The following is a 17788-nucleotide window of genomic DNA, read 5'->3' on the forward strand; positions in this document are numbered from 1 at the left end:
TCATACGCTTCGGGAGCGAAGCGAGGGTATGACCACGCCGACGGTCATCGCCGAAATCGAACTCACCCACCCGGATTTGGTTCTCACGCGGACGATAGAGGCGGTTCCGGCGATGAAGACGGAGTTAGAGTATCAGACCGTCGCCGAACCGGGGACGTACTACCTGTTCTTCGAGGCGCACGGCGGCGACTTCGACGCGTTCGACGCCGCCGTCGCGGAGGACCCGACGGTGTCCGACAGCAGGGTGATAATCGACGCGCCGGAGTTCCGCGTCTACCGGATGACGCTGACCTCGACTGAGCGACTGGTGCTGCCGAAGGCCGCCGAGTTGGGAATGCGGATACTCACCGCCGAAAGCGGTGAGAGCGGGTGGCTCGCCACGCTGGAGGTGCCCGAGATGGAGACGCTCAGGGCGTTTCGGTCGCACTGCGCCGAGCGAGACGTGGCGATGAGGGTGAAACGCCTCTATCATCCGAAGGACCGAGGCGGCGCGGAGTACGACCTCTCCCCCGTCCAGCGCGAGACGCTCGTCGCCGCCTACGAACGAGGATATCTGGAGGTGCCCAGGGAGACGTCGATACGGGAACTCGCCGACGTGTTGGGCGTCTCCACCGCTTCGGTCAGCGCGCGCCTCCGGCGCGGCACGAAGAACCTCGTCGAGAACACGATTCTGCGCTGACGGCCGTCCGCCGCGTGAGTATATAAATACACGAATTATGGAGGCCGCGCGCTCAATCCCGTAGAGGTGCGATACACAGTCGGTGGTTCGTAACCGTCGGCGCGGGGGGCCGTCGGCACGGGGGACCATCGTCAGAGGCACCCACACACGCTCCGGTTTTCTATTTCGTCCGCGCACAGAGTTTTCCGTCGGAACCGTCCGGCTTATTCGCCGCCGGCCGTAAGCGTCGCGCATGGACCTGACGACGACGGGTCGATACCGCGTGCTGGGGCGGCCGCGCGACCCGGAGGAACTCCTCCTCATAGATGTCGATATCGACGCCGAGGGCGACGCCGAGACCGATTCGGAGGCCGACTCCGAGGCGTTCGGCCCGACGTACGTCGCGGCGACGGGGTACGACGGCGAACTCGGCGAGGAAGTCGCGTCGCTGGAGGCGGGGAACCTCGTGGACGCCCGCCTCTCGTGGAGGGACGGCGACCCGCGGTTCGAGTCCGTCGAGGTGGTCGCCGAGACGACGTTCGAGTTCCTCGACGGCGTCACCGGGATGTTCGAGGCGGCCAAGGAGACGTGGTGGGCGGCCGAGGCCGACGGCGAGGCGATGAACAGTCGGGTGACGAGAGACACCGACGGCGAACCGAACGGCGCGCTCTACGTCTTCGCGAAGCAGTCGGGGGCCCGCGACCTGTTCGCGGAGTTCAAAAGCGGCGTCACCCCGTTGGAACCCCTCGTCGAACGGGCGAACGAGGGCGAAGAGCGCGCTCCGGAGGCCGAACAACCCCGCGCGGTGTTCGTCCTCCGCCCGGCGGACGAACCGTTCATCGCCGTCTACATCGCGTTCCGGCGCGACGGGATGCTCGCGCGGACGGTTCGGGACACCTACGCCTGAGGCGTCCCGGGGCCGGGGGCGAAAGGAGGAGGCGCCGAATCGAGGGAAGCGCCCCCGTACGGGTCCGACGGCGGGGATACCAGTATTTAATACCGAAAGCGCCCTCGATTAATACATGACCGTTGTCAGTGTCTCCATGCCGGAGGAGTTGTTGGAACGCATCGACTCTTTCGCCGGCGAACACGGCTACACCGGGCGGAGCGAAGTCGTCCGCGAGGCGGCCCGAAACCTCCTCGGCGAGTTCGAGGACAAGCGTCTCGAAGACAGGGAACTGATGGCCGTCGTCACGGTCATCTTCGACTTCGAGACGACGGCCGTCGAAGAGAAGATGATGAAACTCCGCCACGAGTACGAGGGACTGGTCGCCTCGAACTTCCACAACCACGTGGGGAACCACTACTGCATGGAACTGTTCGTCCTCGAGGGCGAACTCGAAGACATCTCCAACTTCGTCGGGCGCATCCGGGCGACGAAGGACACGCTGAGCGTCGATTACTCCGTGATGCCCGTGGACGACTTCACCGCCATCACGACGGCGTAAGGTCGCCCGTCAGGCGACGCCGAACGACGCGAGTACGTCGAACAGGAAGGGGAACTGCTCCGACGCGGGCGTGAGGAGGCCGAACGCCGTCTCGGCGGGGAGGACGCCGAGCGACGACTCCCGTTCGGAGGCGTCGGAGTCGCCGTCCGCCGCCTCGTCTGTCGAGTGGTCGTCGCAGATGTACCCCCGTTCGACGGCGTCCGCCATCGAGACGGCGGCGTCGCAGTCGGGACACGAGAGCGTCACGTCCACCGCGACTGCGGCGTCCTCGGCGCCGCGGAGTCGGTCCTTCGAGGAGAGAGAGCGCAACGCGGCCCGGACTTTCTCCTCGAGGCGCCCCCGCGCCACGTCCACGCTGTTTACCTCCCACTCCGTCGTCGCGCCCGCGCGGGGTTTCTCGCCGTCGAGGCAGTCGGTGAGGTGCCGACGCATCGTGCTCCACGAGACGAACGACCGCCCGACCGTCTCGGGGTCGATGCCGTCCCGCCGCAGGTCGTCGGCCACCTCCGCCCGACGTTCGTCGTCGGCCCCTTGAAGAGCCTCGTACTCGCTTTCGATGCGAACGTCCGTCGCCGTCCGGCCGTGTTCCTCGTATATCCGGGCCAGCAGACGACGGTTGAACCACTCGGTCAGGGATTTGTACCCCTCGCTTTCGGCCTCCCCTCGCCCGGTCCACCGAGCGAGGAGGTACCCGTCGAGCGAATCGTACTCCGGCGACGGCGCGGCGAGGCCGTACCGGTCCGTCACCACGTCCACTTTACACATTGTCTCGCCGTCTCCGGGGTCGGCCCGGGCGAACAATAAGACTGTTCCGTTCGTCCGCCGGCGACGACGCCCACCCCTCGACAATCACTTAGTCGTTGCCGGCTGTTTCATCAGATTTCTCGGTGGAAAAAGACTATAGGAAAACCGGCGAAAGTCGGACGTGCCGCGAAAGCGGCGTCGGCGCGGCGCGAGTAGTCGGGTCAGTCGTCTCCTCCACCACCGCACCGTCGGTATTTCGTCCCCGAACCCGCCCGACGGAACGACTACCGGTCGCGCCGGGCGGCGGCCGCCCCGGTCCGGCGCGGCGTTCGGCTCTCCTGCTGGAGTCGGCGTCGCGTCGGCGGGCGGCCGTCGAGACGTCTCCCCTCTTCGGGGTACGTCCTTGGGGTGTCCGCTCTCAACCTCGCGCCGTTAGCGAACTGTACCGACTCCGTTTTGTGACTCGCGCGGCAACGCAAGCCGTATGAGCACGGGGAGACGGCTACGGACGCGGACGGGAGCGACGACGGGCGCACGGACCGTAGCGCGGACGCTACTCGTCGCAGTCGTCCTTTCGCTCGCCGCCCGCCCCGTCGCCGCACACCAGTTCTCCTCGCGGTTCGACGCCCCGATTCCGCTGGAACTCCTCTACGGCGGGGCGGCCGTCGCCGTCGGGGCGACGGCCGTACTCCTCGCGGCGGTGGACGAGACGCCGACGCTCCGGCGGCGACTGTTCGCGGTGCCGCGGTCGGTCGGACGCGCGGCGTCGGCGGCGGCGCGGGCGGCGTTCTTCCTCGCGTTCGTCGGCGTGTTGGTCGCCGGCCTCGTCGGCCCGAGGGCCGCCGCGGAGAACTTCGCGACGCTCTTCACGTGGTCGATATGGGTGAAGGGCGTCGGACTCGTCGCTATCGCCGCGGGGAGCCCGTGGTGGGCGCTGTCGCCGTGGCGGACGCTGTACGACGCGCTGTGCCGACTCGAAGGCGGGGAGATACGACTTCGGGCGTACCCCGCCGGACTGGGGCACTGGCCCGCACTCGCGTGGTTCGTCGTCCTCGTCGGCGTCGCGGAGAACCTCACGCAGGTCCCGCAGTTACCGACGGCGACGGCCGTCGTCGTCGCCGTCTACGCCCTCGTCACCCTCGCCGGAGCGCTCCTGTTCGGCCGCGAGTGGTTCGAACGCGGCGACGTCTTTGAGGTGTTGTACGACTTGCTCGGCCGAACCGCTCCCCTGTCGGCGACGCCCCGCGACGGCGGGGGGTGGGTCGTCGGACTCCGCGCGCCGTGGCGCGACTGTTCGGCACCGCTCTCGACGCGGACGCTGACCGCCTTCGTCGTGGCGATGGTGTACACGGTCACGTTCGACGGCTTCGCGGAGTCGCCGCTGTATCAGAGTCTCTACTTCGGTGTCCGGGAGGCGTTCGGCGTCGGGCCGTCGGTGAGCGTCGTCCTCTACGAGGCCGGGCTGTTCGGCTTCCTCCTCGCGTACGTCCTCGTCGTCGTCGCCGTGGACCGACTCACCCGCCTCGCGCGAGGCCGGTCCGGGAGCGAGGGTGACGGTTCGCGGGGGGACCCGGAAGCCAAAGCCGACGGCGGCGGGGGCCGCGCGTCCGACTCGGTGTCTCCCCCGCCGTCCGCCGCACTCGCGTTCGGCGGGACGCTCCTCCCCATCGCCGCGGGGTACGAAGTCGCGCACAACTACGCGTTCGTGGCGACGTACGTCGGCCGCCTTCCGACGCTCGCGGGATTCGACTCCGCGGACCCCCTCTGGTGGCTGTCGATTCCGGCGTTCTGGATCTCGCAGGTCGTACTCATCGTGGCGGGGCACGTCGTCGCCGTCGTCGCCGCCGACGCCGCCGTCAGGCGAAGGCTGACCGTCGGTCGGATACAGTCCGGCGACGGGACGCGGCGCCGCGCCCCGTCGAAGCGGTGGGCACTCCTCGCGCACGCGCCCCTCGTCGCCCTGATGGTAGGGTACACCGCCCTCTCGCTTTGGGTCGTCTCGCTTCCCGTCGCGGGGTGAGCGAGGTGGTGCGACGGCCGAACGCCGACCGAGATGCGGGCGCTTATCTCCGTTCCCCCGCGTAGACGGAGCGATGAGAGTCGTCACGGCCCTCGTAGCACTCGTCGTCGTCGGGGGACTCCTCGCCGTCGCCGGGTACGGACTCGTCGGCGCGGACGGCGGCACCCTCTCTGCGACGTGGGTGAGCGACACCGGCCGCCAGATATCTTCCAACCACCACTCCGCCGCGGTGGCAGACGGGACGGTGTACGCCCCGATTAGCGGCGCCGACGGGAGCGACGGGTGCGCCCTCGTCGCCATCGACGCCGAACGCGGCGAGACGAGGTGGCAGCACGGGATTCCCCCGGCCAACTGCACGATTCACTCGGTGGCCGACCCCGCCGTCGCGGACGTGACGGGCGACGGCGCGCCCGAGGTGGTCGCCGCGACGACGGAGAAGGAGGTGACCGGATTCGACCCCGAGGACGGCGACGTGGCGTTCCGACACGAACTGTCGGACTACGGCTACACCAAGCCCGTCGTCGCCGACATCGCGCCCGCGCCGGGCGAGGAACTCGTCGTCGTCGACGTGACGGGGACGGTGTTCGTCGTCGGCGCGGACGGGTCCGAGCGGTGGACGTACGCCTTCGAGGAGTACGTGTGGGCGCGACCGGCCGTCGACGACTTCGACTCCGACGGGCGGGCGGAACTGCTCGTCGCCGGGCGGAGCGGAACGGCCGTCCTCTTCTCCGGGAACGGGAGCGTCGAGTGGCGAAGCCCGGTCGCAGACGGCGATTCGGTCACGTGGGCGACGACCGGACAGGCCGACGGCGACGACGCCGTCGAAGCCGTCTTCTCCACCGTCGACGGCGACGTGGTGGCGGTGGACGGGGCAGACGGGAGCGTCGAGTGGCGGCGGAACGTCGGGGAGTTCGCCGCCGTGAACGCGCTCTCTGCGGGCGGGTCCGACGGCGCTGCGGTCGTGTACGCCACGTCGAAGGACGGCAGCGTACGGGCACTCGACGCCGAGACGGGGGCCGTCGAGTGGACGACCGAAATCGTCACCGAACGCGTCCAGATGATGCCGCCGCCGAGCGTCGGCGACGTGGACGGCGACGGCGACGAGGAACTCGTCGCGCCCGGAAACGACGGGAGCGTCACCGTCCTCGACCCCGAAACGGGCGACGTACTGGCGACGTACGCCCGAGACGCGCCGATTTTCGCCCCGGCGACGCTCTCGGACGAGAACGGCGACGGTGCGGCGGAGGCGTACGTCGTCTACGCCGACGGCCGAGTCGTCCGCCTCGAGTACGAGGCGTCGGAGTCGCCGGGTCCGTAACGCCGTTCGACGGGTGCACCAGAACCGGTATCCCCTCGCATCTCTCGAATTCGACCATGCAGCGACGCCGCGTTCTCGGTGCGTTCGGTGCCGCGGCCTCGGGGTCCCTCGCGGGGTGTCTGGGCGGCGCAGCGAGCCTCTTCGAGACGACGAACAACGAGGAACCGCCGTTGGTCGAGAACCGCCCCGACGCGGTGTACGTCCCGACGCACCGCGAGGGGATGAACATGGTCGGAACGACGGACGCGGGCGACCTGAAGGTCGGACTGTTCTACTCGTACCCCCACCGCTTCTGGACCGTCGATAACGAGGGCGGCGAGTACGTGGTCAAGCAGACGCCCATCGAGGACGACGATTCTGTCCACCTGATGGCGACGCCGTGGGACCCCGAAACCGGAACCGTCGTCCCGAACACCGGCATGTCGCTGGAAATCACGCGGGACGGCTCTTTGGTGTCCGAGGAGGTCATCTATCCGATGCTCTCTCAGCGCATGGGCTTTCACTACGGCGCGAACTTCCCCCTCGACGGCGACGGGACGTACGAGGTTCGGGTGAGCGTCGGCGGGATAGACGCCGCGCGGTTCGGCGCTCTGGCGGGGGAGTTCGAGGACGGCGCGGCCGGAACCGTCGAGTTCGAGTTCTCCACCCGTGACCTGAACGACATCCCGTACAAACTGCTCGAAGACAAGCAGGGCCAACGCGGCGCGCTCAGACCGATGGAGATGGAGATGGAGATGGTTCCGACGGGCGACGCGCCCGACTCTCTGCCGGGAACGTCGCTCGGGCGCGGAACCAGCGGTGACGCGGCGTTCGTCGGGAGCGTCGTGGAAGCCGACCGGTTCGGCGAGGACCCCTACCTCGTCGTCTCCGCGCGGACGCCGCACAACGCCCTGACGATACCGGGGATGGCGCTCTCGGCGGAGGCGGACGGCGGTGAGACGTACAGCGGCCGGTTGACGCCCGGCCTCGACCCCGAACTCGGCTTCCACTACGGCGCGTCGGCGGCGGGCCTCTCCGGCGACGCCGACGCGACCGTCTCCGTGGACGTGCCGCCGCAAGTCGCCCGCCACGAGGGCTACGAGACGGCGTTTCTCGACACGGGGACGTTCGAGTTGCAGTGAGAGGCGGTGCGACGACTCGCCCTCGCGGCGGTCAGAAGAAGAGCGCCATCCACGCGCCGGAGACAACGCACAGTAGCCCCAAGCCGCGGAAGAACCACAGTCCGCGTTCCGTCGACGCCCCCTCCGTCAGCGACCCGAGGAACGAAAACCGGAGCGTCCGTTCCGGTCGGAGAAACCCCGCGAGGCCGACGAGGACGAGTAGCAGGGGAGCGAACTCCATCGGTCGGACGACAACTCGTTGGTAGATAAGCGTTCGGTCGGTCAGATATCCCCGTGTCGCGCCGACGCGTCGGTCCCCGACGCCAGTTCGGGCGGGCGTCTCGGCGCTCGGACGGACATAATCTTTGAGTGTCGCACCGGCGTGTGTACCACGCGATGGTTCCACGTTTTCGCGCGGAGGACTCCCCGTGAACCCGGCGTCTCTCGCACTGGGCGGACTCCTCCTCGTCGGCACCGTCGTCGACATCCTCTGGACGACGCTCTGGGCGGAGGGCGGCGCGGGGCCGTTCACCTCGAAGATGATGCGGTGGACGTGGAGCGCCTTAGAGCGGGGAAGCGGCGGACGGTCGCGCGTCCTCACCCTCGCCGGACCGGTCATTCTGACGCTCACCCTCGCGTTCTGGCTCCTGTTCATCTGGCTGGGGTGGGCGTTGCTCTTCGCCGGCGGGGCGGACGCCATCTACAACACGAGTACCGGGCGGGCGGTTTCGTTGGCCGACACGATATACTTCGCCGGATACACCGTCTTCACCCTCGGGAACGGCGGGTTCTCGCCCAGAGAGGGCGTGTGGCAGATGGCCACGGTGCTGGCGACGGCGAGCGGGATGCTGTTCGTCACGCTGAGCGCCACCTACCTCCTCTCGGTTCTCAGTGCGGTCACCCAGAAGCACGCGTTCGCCGGCGGCGTGACCGGACTCGGGACGGACGCCGACACCGTCGTACGGGCGTTCTGGGACGGCGACGGGTTCCGCGGCCTCGACCACCAACTCGATACGTTCTCCGCGCAGGTCAATACGCTCACGGCGAACCACAAAGCGTACCCGATTCTCCACTACTTTCACAGCGAACAGAGGGAGAACGACCCCATCGCGGCCGTCGTCGTCCTCGACGAGACGCTGACGCTCCTCCGATTCGGGCTCGCGGAACGGAACCGACTGAGCGAGGCGCTCCTCGATGGGACGCGTTCGAGCGTCGGGGACTACCTCGACACGCTCAGCGCACTCAGCACGTCGGCGCAGTCCGTCGACAGCGACCCGCCTCCGCCGGACCTCGACTCCCTTCGCGAACGGGGGCTTCCGACCGTCTCCGACGAACGGTTCGCCGACGCCCTCGACGACGACCTGAACGAACGACGGCGGACGCTACTCGCGTTCGTCGAAAGCGGCGGGCGGGAGTGGCCCTCCGCGGAAGAAGAGTAGCGACTCTCGTTCGCGGAGCAGCGAAAACAGCGGTCGCTCGGACTCAGCGGTGAATTAACCCGAGTATCCGGCTTCGAACGTCGTCGGGAGAGTCGTACGCCTGTTCGCCGGTCGAATCGAGCACCGATTCGACGGACTCCTTCCCGTCCCGGGTTTGAACCTCGTAGTCGCCGTAGGCCTCGACCAACTCGTCGGTCGTGGTCGGATACTCGTGCGATTCGAGCGCGTCGTCTAAGTCGCCCAGTCGGTCGTCGGCGTCGCCGCTCATCGGTTCCTCCTCGTCGGCGCGGTCGCGCGCCTCCTCCATCTCCCGCTTTCGCTGGCGTTTCTCTCTGTCGTCCGCCTGCTTGTTTCGGCCTTTTTTGTCGTCCGGCATACCTCGCGATAAGAGGTTGAGTCGGATAAGAGCGCGGGCGGTTCTCGACGGCGTGTGAGCGCCGCGTGTCGACTCTGCGTGGGACACGGGACCGGAGACACCTCGAAACACCGTGACGGTGTTTCGACTCGCGCAGGCGACGGTGCGCGTCTGAGTCTACGAGATGCACGACGATAATACACTTCGGATGACTTTCACATGCTGTATAAATTATTCCATTATTGCAAAGACTTCGTTTCTGAACCGAGAATATATTTGCCGATTAGTCAATCTTAACACGCGAAGGGCCGCAACTGTCGGGCGATGGGAAAGTCCAACCGAGACTGGTGGCCGAACAGGCTGAATTTGGATATTCTCCGCCAGAACGCTCGTAGCGCCGATCCGATGGGCGAGGAGTTCGACTACGCCGAGGAGTTCCGGAAACTCGACCTCGAAGAGGTGAAAGCGGACATCGAAGAGGTGATGACGACATCGCAGGACTGGTGGCCGGCCGACTACGGCCACTACGGACCGCTCTTCATTCGGATGGCGTGGCACAGCGCCGGCACGTACCGCACCTCCGACGGTCGCGGCGGCGCGTCCGGCGGCACGCAGCGCTTTGCACCCTTGAACAGTTGGCCCGACAACGCCAACCTCGACAAGGCGCGCCGACTGCTCTGGCCGGTCAAGCAGAAGTACGGCCGCAAACTCTCGTGGGCCGACCTGATAGTCCTGACCGGGAACGTCGCCTTAGAGTCGATGGGGTTCGAGACGTTCGGGTTCGCCGGCGGGCGGGAAGACAAGTTCGAACCCGACGAGGCCGTCGACTGGGGGCCCGAGACGGAGTGGGAGGAGTCCGACCGCTTCGACGAGGAGGGAGAACTCGAAGAACCGCTCGCGGCCACCGTGATGGGCCTCATCTACGTGAACCCGGAGGGACCGAACGGCAATCCCGACCCGATGGCATCGGCGGAGAACATCCGAGCGTCGTTCGGCCAGATGGCGATGAACGACGAGGAGACGGCCGCGCTCATCGCCGGCGGACACACCTTCGGGAAGGTCCACGGCGCCGCGGACGCCGATGTGCATATGGGTCCCGAACCCGAAGCGGCCCCAATCGAGCAACAGGGCCTCGGCTGGAAGAGCAGTCACGGCTCCGGCAAAGGGAGCGACGCGATAACGAGCGGAATCGAGGGGCCGTGGAACGCCACGCCGACGCAGTGGGACATGGGCTACCTCGACAACCTGCTCGACCACGAGTGGGAACCGGAGCGGGGTCCCGGCGGTGCGTGGCAGTGGACGACGACGGACGATTCGCTCGACGGCGTCGCACCGGGCACCGAGGACCCCTCGGAGAAGGAAGACGTGATGATGCTGACGACGGACATCGCCCTCAAGCGGGACCCCGAGTACCGGGAGATAATCGAGCGCTTCCAAGAGAACCCCGCGGAGTTCCAAGACGCGTTCGCGAAGGCGTGGTACAAACTCATCCACCGCGACCTCGGCCCGCCGTCCCGGTTCCTCGGCCCCGAGGTCCCCGACGAGGAGATGATCTGGCAGGACCCCGTCCCCGACGTCGACCACGAACTCGTCGGGGACGAGGAGATAGCCGAGCTCGAAGACGAGATTCTCGACTCGGACCTCTCGGTCTCCCAACTCGTCAAGACGGCGTGGGCGGCGGCGTCGACGTACCGCGACAGCGACAAGCGCGGCGGTGCGAACGGCGCTCGCATCCGCCTCGAACCCCAGAAGAGCTGGGAGGTCAACGAGCCCGAGGAACTCGAAGCGGTGCTTTCGACCTACGAAGAGATTCGAGAGGAGTTCAACAACTCGCGCTCCGACGACGTGCGCGTCTCGCTGGCCGACCTCATCGTGCTGGGCGGTAACGCGGCCGTCGAGAAGGCCGCGAAGGACGCCGGGTACGACGTGGAGGTTCCCTTCGAACCGGGCCGTACCGACGCCACGCAGGACCAAACCAACGTGGAGTCCTTCGAGGCGCTCGAACCGCAAGCCGACGGGTTCCGCAACTACCTCGGCGACGGCCACGACCGTTCGGCGGAGGAGTTGCTGGTCGACAAGGCCGACCTGCTGGACCTGACGCCCGCCCAGATGACGGTTCTGGTCGGCGGCATGCGCGCGCTGGGCGCGAACTTCAAAGGATCCGACCTCGGTGTCTTCACCGACCGGCCGGGGACGCTGACCAACGACTTCTTCGCGAACCTGCTCGACATGCGTTACGAGTGGGAACCGGTGTCGGGCTCGCAGGACAAAGACATCATGGAGTGGGAGTCCCCCGAGGGGGACGGAAACGACATCTACGAGTTGCGCGACCGCGAGACGGGCGACGTCGAGTGGGCGGGAACCCGCGTGGATCTCGTCTTCGGATCGAACGCCGAGCTTCGAGCCATCGCGGAGGTCTACGCCGCCGACGACGCGGAGGAGGAGTTCGTGCGCGACTTCGCGGACACGTGGAACAAGGTGATGAAACTCGACCGCTTCGACCTCGCGTAATCTCGGTCGAGGGCTTTCGGGCCGGCGGCCGTCCGCGACGGGACGACGGTCTGTAACCGCGGTCCTCCGTCGGTCAACGGACGGTAGCGACTGGCTGTACGCTCCGAAGAAGATCCGTGCGGCCGCAAAAGGGCGAGAGAAATTATTTGGGGAAGGGGTGGACTACTGAATACGATGGTGTCCCCGGCTGTGAAAACTGTAGTTGCGACCGCCCTGATTCTCGTCGGCGTCGCGGGAGTTGTCTGTGCCACGATGGAACCGACAACGACGTGTATGCAAACGAAGGTTGACGGTGAAGTGGTACAGGAGGACTGTCAGACGGACGAGCAGTCGCGAAATTCGATGCTCTTGGCGATGGGGGCTGGATTGGCGGTTACGGTGCTCGGCGCCGGTGCGGTGTGGAGGTATTCCGACGGTACGAATCCGGTCGCGGACGTCGTTTCGGGGGCGGTGTTGCTGTTAGTCGGAGTTTGCGTGACGTGTCTGTTCGGAGCGTGGCTCTGGGACACCCTCACAACGCCGACGTTGCGGGAGTGGTCCTCGTGGAGCGGTTTGGTGGAGTTGCTGGCGTTCACGGCGATGGGGTTGTCCATCGCGGTACTCGGTAGTCGGGGACTCTGGCAGGTGGTCCTGGTTCGGCGGCGACGGCAAACGTAAAGAGGACGATAAGAGGTTCTCGACGAACCTCCGTCGTCTCTTGGGGCCCGACGGCTCGAACCGGGGAGCGAACGGAGGGAGCGACCGAGGTTCGAATCCGTCAGCACGTGTGCGGTTTTACTGCTCGCTTCGTTCGCAGATCCCCCAAGGCGGGCTGGAGAGGACTTATCGCCAGTCCAACGGTGCGTTAGTAACTGGCAAAGAATTCTCCTCTTCGAGTGTGAACACACCGAGTCGGACTGACCCAAGCCAGACGAACCATCTCACCGGATTCCGCATAGTAACGCTATAGGGGTCCCCTTACGGATTGCGGATAATGGGCCTAAGGGGTTGGACCTATTCCGACGTTGTTGGAAGGAGATTCGTCGTAGCCCTCGGCGGAATTTTCGTCGCGCTCGTAGTCAGCTATCCGTATCTCCCCGTCGTTACCGATGCCTCGTCTAACCTCTGGATCGTACTCGGTGTTCTGGTCGGTATCCCCGGTCTCGCCCTGTTGTACGGAGGCTATCAGTTGCCCCAGTCTGACATCCGTCCCGAACTCTATCCCACCGTCGGTGAGTGGTGTCTCCGGGGTATTCTGGTCGGTCTCGCCATCGTGATTCCTATCGTTCTTGCTAGTGACGATCCAGATATCGTCGGAAATACGCTCTTGCTCACGGCATTAGGTAGTTTCGCGGGCTTCGGCGCAGGTCGTTACGATGCGCGAGCCAAAACGCGGCGACTCGAACTCCAAGAGACGGTTGATCAACTCGAAACCTCGAACGAGCGCCTAGAACGACACCGGCAGTACACCGACGATATTCTCGACGCAATCGACGACGTGTTCTACGTGTTAGACGAAAGTGGATCTCTCAAGCGGTGGAACCGGAGCCTCTCGAAGGTTACTGGCTACACGGACGAGGAGATATCCTCGATGACTGTAGCCGACTTCTTCGACGAGGACAGCGATGTTGCTACGGCTGCGGTCCGAAACGGCTTCGAGAGTGGTTCGGTGAACGTAGAGATCAGTATACGCACCAAGGACGGCGATACCGTCCCCTTCGAGTTCGTTGGGTCCACGCTCGAGGACACGTCCGGAGACCCTGTTTTGGCCGGTATCGGGCGCGACGTTACGGACCGGGTCGAACGCGAACGGCGGCTCAAAGAGTCCAACGAGCGCTTAGAGCAGTTCGCCTACGCTGCCTCCCACGATCTCCAAGAGCCCCTCCGGATGGTCTCGAGTTACCTTCGACTCCTCGAACGTCGGTACAGCGATGACCTCGACGAAGACGCCCGAGAGTTCCTCGAGTTCGCCGTGGACGGAGCCGATCGCATGCGCGACATGATCTACGGACTACTGGCGTACTCGCGCGTCGAGACCAAGGGAGAACCGCTCGAACCGGTGGACCTCAACGAAGTGGTCGGGGACGTGCTCGAGGATCTCGACGTACAGATAACCGAAAGTGGCCCCGACATAGAAATCGAGGAGTTGCCTCGCGTGATGGGAGACAAAGGGCAGTTGCGGCAGGTGTTTCAGAACTTGATAAGCAACGCGCTCGAGTACAGCGGGAACGACCCGCCGCAGGTGCGTATTTCCGCCGAGCGGAACAGTTCGACGTGGGAGGTGTCGGTTCGGGACGAGGGAATCGGAATCGAACCGGACGAGCAAGACCGCATCTTCGAGGTGTTCCAACGGCTCCACGCTCCCGACGAGTACGAGGGCTCGGGCATCGGCCTGGCACTGTGCGAGCGGATCGTCGAACGTCACGGCGGCGACATCTGGGTCGAATCCGAACCGGGCGAGGGATCGACGTTCTCGTTTACACTTCCGGCGGCGGACGACCGCAGCGAGTGAGTCCGCGAGTGGCGAGCCGGTCGACACTTTCCTCGTGGAGGATGACGAAGCGGGATAGCGTGGGTCAGTTCACACCACCCCCGGGCAGTCAGTCCCGGCGAGTGATTGCGATCGTCCCGATATCAGTCGGGAGAACCGGATCAGATGACATACATTCTCCAATTCACCAAACTCTTTAGGGCGATATATTTCGTGGGTAGAGTACATCCGTAGAAGTAGAGATGGCAGTCAAACAAGACGGCATTCCGTCCGGGCGTTCAACTACCGACTCTCTCGCCGTCCTTGACGACAAGCACCGACTCACCGTGGTCGGTATCCTCGCAGCAGAAGACCGCTCAGTCACCCTCTCGGATCTCGCAGAAGGGGTTGCCGGGGAACTCCGAGGCGTCGAGCAAGGGAAGATACCCGAGCAAGATATCGAACGAGCGGAGATAACCCTCCACCACAACCACCTCCCGAAGTTGGACGATGCGGGTGTTCTCGAGTACTCTCCCGAGGACCACCGCGTCGTTCCGACCGACGACCTGAAAACGGCAGCGACGCTCACAAAAACGGTCGATACGAACTAACGGTCCCGCGCTCTCCCGGATTTTGTGAGGTTTTTCGAGAGGTGGTACTCGTGGCGGTAGGGATACTCAACGGTCGAAGTCGGGAATGGCCGATGCCGAACGGTGTATCTCACATCCGCTCCATAGTTCGTCCGCAGAAATCGATGGGCCCTGACGGATTCGAACTTTGGCCGTTCCACTCGCTTCGCTCGTTTCACTCCCGAGTTCGATTCCGTCACGACAGAGTCGAAACACCGCTCGCTTACGCTCGCGGGTTTCTTCGTGGGCCCTGACGGATTCGAACCGCGAGAACTCGCGTTGCTCGTTCTCTGGATTCGAACCGTCAGAGCGTGTCGATTTTACTGCTCACTTCGTTCGCAGAAAATCGATGGGCCCTGACGGATTCGAACCATCGACCACTCGGTTATGAGCCGAGCGCTCTAACCAGGCTGAGCTAAGGGCCCTCGTGCGTTCACCACTTCCCGCGGGCACCTCTTTAGCGTTGTCGTTGTCCGTCGGGCGAACCGGCGGACGGAGTGACGACTCGGCGGTCGGAGACGAGAGGAAGTGGAAGCGCCGTCGCCAGGACTCGAACCTGGGACCACCTCGTTAACAGCGAGGTGCTCTACCAACTGAGCTACGACGGCTCGGGCGTTCTCCGCACTCCTTCGTACACCGAGGTTGTTTGTAGGGCTTTCGTTTTGGAGCCATAGTGCGACTTGTCACCGTGCGTCCGGCGGCGGACGCACCGACACCCTTTCGCCCGCCCGCGGTCAAGCCGGGACGAACATGGCCGACTCGGAGGACATCTCGCGCGTCGTCGAACGCGTCCGGGAGCGAATCGATCCGGACGAGGACGAACGGACCGCGCTTCGCGAGGCCGCATCCGCGCTGACCGCCCGCGTGGAGGAGGAACTCGCGGACCTCCCGGTCGACGCCGACGCGATTCGCGTCGGCTCTACCGCCCGCGGGACGTGGCTCTCCGGCGACAGGGACATCGACCTGTTCGTTCGCTTCCCCGAGGGCCTCGACAGGGAGTCGCTGGAGTCCTACGGCCTCGAAATCGGTCGCGCCGTCCTCCCGGACGGACAGGAGGAGTACGCCGAACACCCGTACGTCACCGGCGAGTTCCGCGGCTTCGACGTCGATTTGGTACCCTGTTACGACGTGGAAGACGGCTCCTCGCTCCGGTCGGCGGTGGACCGGACGCCGCACCACAACGCCTACCTCCGAGAACGCATCGACGACGAACTCGCCGCCGACGTGCGCGTGTTCAAGCGCTTCCTGAAAGGCATCGGCGCGTACGGCAGCGACCTCCGAACGAGGGGGTTCTCGGGTTACCTCACCGAACTGTTGGTCTTGGAGTACGGGGGGTTCGAGGAACTCCTGCGGGCCGCCGCCGACTGGCACCCGCCGGTCGTCTTCGACCCCGAGGACCACGGCGAACGGTCGTTCGACCACCCCCTCGTCGTCGTCGACCCGACCGACCCGGCGCGGAACGTGGCGGCCGTCTGCTCCGCGGAGAACGTCGCCCGGCTCCAACACTACGCCCGCGCGTTCCTCGCAGGCCCCGACGAGTCGTTCTTCTTCTCGCCGGCCCCCGACCCCCTCTCGCCCGACGAGGTTCGCTCGCACGTCGAACGGCGCGGGACGACGCCCGTCGCAGTCGTCTTCGACGCGCCCGATATCGTGGCGGACCAACTGTACCCGCAACTCCGCAAGTCGCTGTCGGGCGTGCGGTCGGAACTCGACCGCCGCGGATTCGGCCCCCTCCGGGCGACGACGTTCGCCGAGGACCGAGCGGTCCTCTTCGTCGAACTGGCGCACGCGACGCTTCCGACCATCTCCCGCCACGAGGGCCCGCCGGTGCACGTTCGCAACCACGCGGAGGGGTTCTACGACGCCTACGCCGACAGCGGCGACTACGGCCCGTTCCTCGACGGCGACCGGTACGTCGTCGAACGGGACCGGGAGTACGCCGAAGCGTCGGCGTTCCTCGAAAGCGACGCCATCTTCGACGTCGGACTCGGCTCTCGGGTGGAGTCGAAGCTCGAAGAATCGTACGAGGTGCTCGTCGGCGAGGCGGTGGCGGAACTCGCGGAGACGGAGGCGTTCGGCGTCGAGTTCGCCCGTTACTTCGAACCGAGTCCGTGAGCCTCGCGCACGTCCGAGACGAGCGTCTCCGTCTTCTCGTTCGGTTCGTCGTCAGGTTCCATGGGCGAGCGACCGTCGAACGTCTCGTGGACTATCGCGACGCCCTCCGAGAGCGTATCGAGGCCGTAACCGCCCTCTAAGACGAACGCCAGCCCAGCGTCCACGTCGTCGCAGAGTTGTCTGATCCGGTCGGTCATCAGCGCGTACCCCTCCGTCGAGACGCGCATCCGGGAGATGGGGTCGTGTCGGTGCGCGTCGAACCCCGCGCTGATCAACAGGAGGTCGGGGTCGAACCGTTCGAGCGCCGGTCGGAGGAGTTCGTCGACGACGAGGAGGTAATCGGAGTCGCCCGCGCCCGCCGCGAGAGGAGCGTTCAGCGTCGCGTTCTCGCCGTCGCCCTCGCCCGTCTCCTCGATTTCGCCGGTGCCGGGGTAGAGACCGTCCTCGTGGACGGACGCGTAGAACACGTCGTCCCGGTCGTAGAAGATGTCCTGCGTGCCGTTGCCGTGGTGAACGTCCCAATCGAAGATAGCGACGCGTTCGGCGTCGAGTTCGTCGTCGTCGAGTACCGTCTGGGCCGCGACGGCGGCGTTGTTGACGAAGCAAAACCCCATGGCGTCGTCTTCGACGGCGTGGTGCCCCGGCGGGCGTCCGAGGGAGAACGCGGTGTCTCTCGCGTCCGCGCCTTCCACCGCTTGCCGGGCGGCCCACTGCGCGAGTCCCGCCGACGCGAGGGCGGCGTCCCACGTCTCCTCGGAGGCGACGGTGTCGGGGTCCCAGCTCCCGCCGCCGTCCTCGCAGAACTCGCGGATTTCGGCGACGTAGTCGGCGTCGTGGACCGATTCGACGTCGTCGTCGGTGGCGGGGGGCGCGTCCACGTAGTCGGCCCCGTGGCGCTTCGCGAGGGCGCGCCTGATGGCGCGGAGTCGGTCGGCCGTCTCCGGGTGTCGTTGACCGGTGTCGTGCGCGAGGCAGGTCTCGCTGTAGCCGAACTGCATCGGT

16 protein-coding genes, 2 tRNA genes and 1 pseudogene are annotated in these 17788 nt (G+C 66.0%); 13 read left to right on the top strand and 6 right to left on the bottom strand.

All coding sequences use genetic code 11. From position 1 onward, the window contains the following. The first annotated feature begins 28 nt into the window (after window positions 1-28). From BLS11_RS12120 to BLS11_RS12130, 3 genes are all read left to right on the top strand, one after another. Window positions 29-679, top strand: a complete 651-nt coding sequence (locus tag BLS11_RS12120; protein WP_092537803.1) for a helix-turn-helix domain-containing protein — start codon at window positions 29-31, stop codon at window positions 677-679. A gap of 232 nt (window positions 680-911) precedes the next feature. Next, entirely contained in the window at window positions 912-1565 is a 654-nt protein-coding gene (locus BLS11_RS12125) for a DUF6663 family protein (RefSeq protein ID WP_092537805.1), read from the top strand. Between the two features lie 115 nt (window positions 1566-1680). Beyond that, window positions 1681-2106, top strand: coding sequence for a CopG family ribbon-helix-helix protein (locus tag BLS11_RS12130; protein ID WP_092537807.1), 426 nt, complete (start codon window positions 1681-1683; stop codon window positions 2104-2106). A 9-nt stretch (window positions 2107-2115) separates the two neighbouring features. Here BLS11_RS12130 and rdfA read toward each other — a convergent pair whose 3' ends face one another. After that, on the bottom strand, window positions 2116-2871 hold the full coding sequence (rdfA, locus tag BLS11_RS12135) for a rod-determining factor RdfA (RefSeq protein WP_245698891.1): 756 nt from the start codon (window positions 2869-2871) through the stop codon (window positions 2116-2118). Window positions 2872-3334: 463 nt separating this feature from the next. Here rdfA and BLS11_RS12140 point away from each other — a divergent pair, with 463 nt between their 5' ends. The 4 genes and pseudogenes from BLS11_RS12140 to BLS11_RS12150 all read left to right on the top strand — a co-directional run bounded on the left by BLS11_RS12140 (window position 3335) and on the right by BLS11_RS12150 (window position 7309). Next, on the top strand, window positions 3335-4870 hold the full coding sequence (locus BLS11_RS12140; protein WP_092537809.1) for a hypothetical protein: 1536 nt from the start codon (window positions 3335-3337) through the stop codon (window positions 4868-4870). A 67-nt stretch (window positions 4871-4937) separates the two neighbouring features. Beyond that, window positions 4938-5288, top strand: a pseudogene (locus tag BLS11_RS19925) (PQQ-binding-like beta-propeller repeat protein); the annotation flags it as partial. Then, a complete protein-coding gene (locus BLS11_RS12145; RefSeq protein ID WP_342701725.1) occupies window positions 5286-6188 on the top strand; it encodes an outer membrane protein assembly factor BamB family protein in 903 nt (300 codons plus the stop codon). The pseudogene BLS11_RS19925 and the gene BLS11_RS12145, both read left to right, overlap by 3 nt. Window positions 6189-6244: 56 nt before the next feature. Further along, window positions 6245-7309 (top strand): iron transporter, encoded by a 1065-nt coding sequence (locus tag BLS11_RS12150; protein WP_092537813.1) that lies wholly within the window; start codon window positions 6245-6247, stop codon window positions 7307-7309. A gap of 31 nt (window positions 7310-7340) precedes the next feature. Here the strand turns inward: BLS11_RS12150 and BLS11_RS12155 are convergent, their stop codons facing one another. Continuing rightward, the gene (locus tag BLS11_RS12155) at window positions 7341-7529 is read right to left on the bottom strand and encodes a hypothetical protein (protein WP_092537815.1); all 189 of its coding nucleotides are present in this window, start codon (window positions 7527-7529) and stop codon (window positions 7341-7343) included. 187 nt (window positions 7530-7716) lie between these two features. Between BLS11_RS12155 and BLS11_RS12160 the strand changes: the two genes are divergently transcribed. Next, window positions 7717-8727, top strand: a complete 1011-nt coding sequence (locus BLS11_RS12160; RefSeq protein ID WP_092537817.1) for an ion channel — start codon at window positions 7717-7719, stop codon at window positions 8725-8727. A gap of 43 nt (window positions 8728-8770) precedes the next feature. Here the strand turns inward: BLS11_RS12160 and BLS11_RS12165 are convergent, their stop codons facing one another. Then, on the bottom strand, window positions 8771-9103 hold the full coding sequence (locus BLS11_RS12165; RefSeq protein WP_092537819.1) for a DUF5789 family protein: 333 nt from the start codon (window positions 9101-9103) through the stop codon (window positions 8771-8773). Window positions 9104-9406: 303 nt separating this feature from the next. Here BLS11_RS12165 and katG point away from each other — a divergent pair, with 303 nt between their 5' ends. The 4 genes from katG (at window position 9407) to BLS11_RS12185 (ending at window position 14653) form a co-directional block, all read left to right on the top strand. Further along, the gene (gene katG, locus BLS11_RS12170; protein WP_092537821.1) at window positions 9407-11593 is read left to right on the top strand and encodes a catalase/peroxidase HPI; all 2187 of its coding nucleotides are present in this window, start codon (window positions 9407-9409) and stop codon (window positions 11591-11593) included. A gap of 273 nt (window positions 11594-11866) precedes the next feature. Then, a complete protein-coding gene (locus BLS11_RS12175; RefSeq protein ID WP_139172796.1) occupies window positions 11867-12250 on the top strand; it encodes a hypothetical protein in 384 nt (127 codons plus the stop codon). 316 nt (window positions 12251-12566) lie between these two features. Beyond that, on the top strand, window positions 12567-14084 hold the full coding sequence (locus BLS11_RS12180; RefSeq protein ID WP_092537825.1) for a sensor histidine kinase: 1518 nt from the start codon (window positions 12567-12569) through the stop codon (window positions 14082-14084). Window positions 14085-14305: 221 nt separating this feature from the next. Further along, window positions 14306-14653, top strand: a complete 348-nt coding sequence (locus BLS11_RS12185) for a DUF7344 domain-containing protein (protein WP_092537827.1) — start codon at window positions 14306-14308, stop codon at window positions 14651-14653. 368 nt (window positions 14654-15021) lie between these two features. Here BLS11_RS12185 and BLS11_RS12190 read toward each other — a convergent pair. Together BLS11_RS12190 and BLS11_RS12195 are read right to left on the bottom strand one after the other, a co-directional pair. Next, window positions 15022-15096, bottom strand: a tRNA-Ile gene (locus tag BLS11_RS12190). Window positions 15097-15206: 110 nt separating this feature from the next. Continuing rightward, window positions 15207-15279, bottom strand: a tRNA-Asn gene (locus BLS11_RS12195). Window positions 15280-15421: 142 nt separating this feature from the next. On the opposite strand from BLS11_RS12195, the gene cca reads away from it, so the two are divergent. Next, window positions 15422-16786, top strand: a complete 1365-nt coding sequence (gene cca / locus BLS11_RS12200) for a CCA tRNA nucleotidyltransferase (RefSeq protein ID WP_092537829.1) — start codon at window positions 15422-15424, stop codon at window positions 16784-16786. Here the strand turns inward: cca and BLS11_RS12205 are convergent. Beyond that, window positions 16765-17784 carry a histone deacetylase family protein gene (locus BLS11_RS12205; RefSeq protein WP_092537831.1) on the bottom strand — a complete coding sequence of 340 codons (1020 nt, stop codon included), beginning with the start codon at window positions 17782-17784 and terminating at the stop codon, window positions 16765-16767. The genes cca and BLS11_RS12205 overlap by 22 nt on opposite strands. Window positions 17785-17788 lie beyond the last annotated feature (4 nt).

This window comes from Halopelagius longus (genome assembly GCF_900100875.1).
GTDB classification, from domain to species: Archaea; Halobacteriota; Halobacteria; order Halobacteriales; family Haloferacaceae; genus Halopelagius; species Halopelagius longus.

What these genes read in the sequence shown, in the direction of transcription:
- BLS11_RS12130 (WP_092537807.1), top strand. Translation starts at nt 1,681, where the DNA reads ATGACCGTTGTCAGTGTCTCCATGCCGGAGGAGTTGTTGGAACGCATC.
- BLS11_RS12125 (WP_092537805.1), top strand. Translation starts at nt 912, where the DNA reads ATGGACCTGACGACGACGGGTCGATACCGCGTGCTGGGGCGGCCGCGC.
- BLS11_RS12120 (WP_092537803.1), top strand. Translation starts at nt 29, where the DNA reads ATGACCACGCCGACGGTCATCGCCGAAATCGAACTCACCCACCCGGAT.
- BLS11_RS12180 (WP_092537825.1), top strand. Translation starts at nt 12,567, where the DNA reads ATGGGCCTAAGGGGTTGGACCTATTCCGACGTTGTTGGAAGGAGATTC.
- BLS11_RS12175 (WP_139172796.1), top strand. Translation starts at nt 11,867, where the DNA reads ATGCAAACGAAGGTTGACGGTGAAGTGGTACAGGAGGACTGTCAGACG.
- BLS11_RS12150 (WP_092537813.1), top strand. Translation starts at nt 6,245, where the DNA reads ATGCAGCGACGCCGCGTTCTCGGTGCGTTCGGTGCCGCGGCCTCGGGG.
- BLS11_RS12140 (WP_092537809.1), top strand. Translation starts at nt 3,335, where the DNA reads ATGAGCACGGGGAGACGGCTACGGACGCGGACGGGAGCGACGACGGGC.
- BLS11_RS12155 (WP_092537815.1), bottom strand. Translation starts at nt 7,529, where the DNA reads ATGGAGTTCGCTCCCCTGCTACTCGTCCTCGTCGGCCTCGCGGGGTTT.
- cca (WP_092537829.1), top strand. Translation starts at nt 15,422, where the DNA reads ATGGCCGACTCGGAGGACATCTCGCGCGTCGTCGAACGCGTCCGGGAG.
- BLS11_RS12165 (WP_092537819.1), bottom strand. Translation starts at nt 9,103, where the DNA reads ATGCCGGACGACAAAAAAGGCCGAAACAAGCAGGCGGACGACAGAGAG.
- rdfA (WP_245698891.1), bottom strand. Translation starts at nt 2,871, where the DNA reads ATGTGTAAAGTGGACGTGGTGACGGACCGGTACGGCCTCGCCGCGCCG.
- BLS11_RS12205 (WP_092537831.1), bottom strand. Translation starts at nt 17,784, where the DNA reads ATGCAGTTCGGCTACAGCGAGACCTGCCTCGCGCACGACACCGGTCAA.
- BLS11_RS12185 (WP_092537827.1), top strand. Translation starts at nt 14,306, where the DNA reads ATGGCAGTCAAACAAGACGGCATTCCGTCCGGGCGTTCAACTACCGAC.
- katG (WP_092537821.1), top strand. Translation starts at nt 9,407, where the DNA reads ATGGGAAAGTCCAACCGAGACTGGTGGCCGAACAGGCTGAATTTGGAT.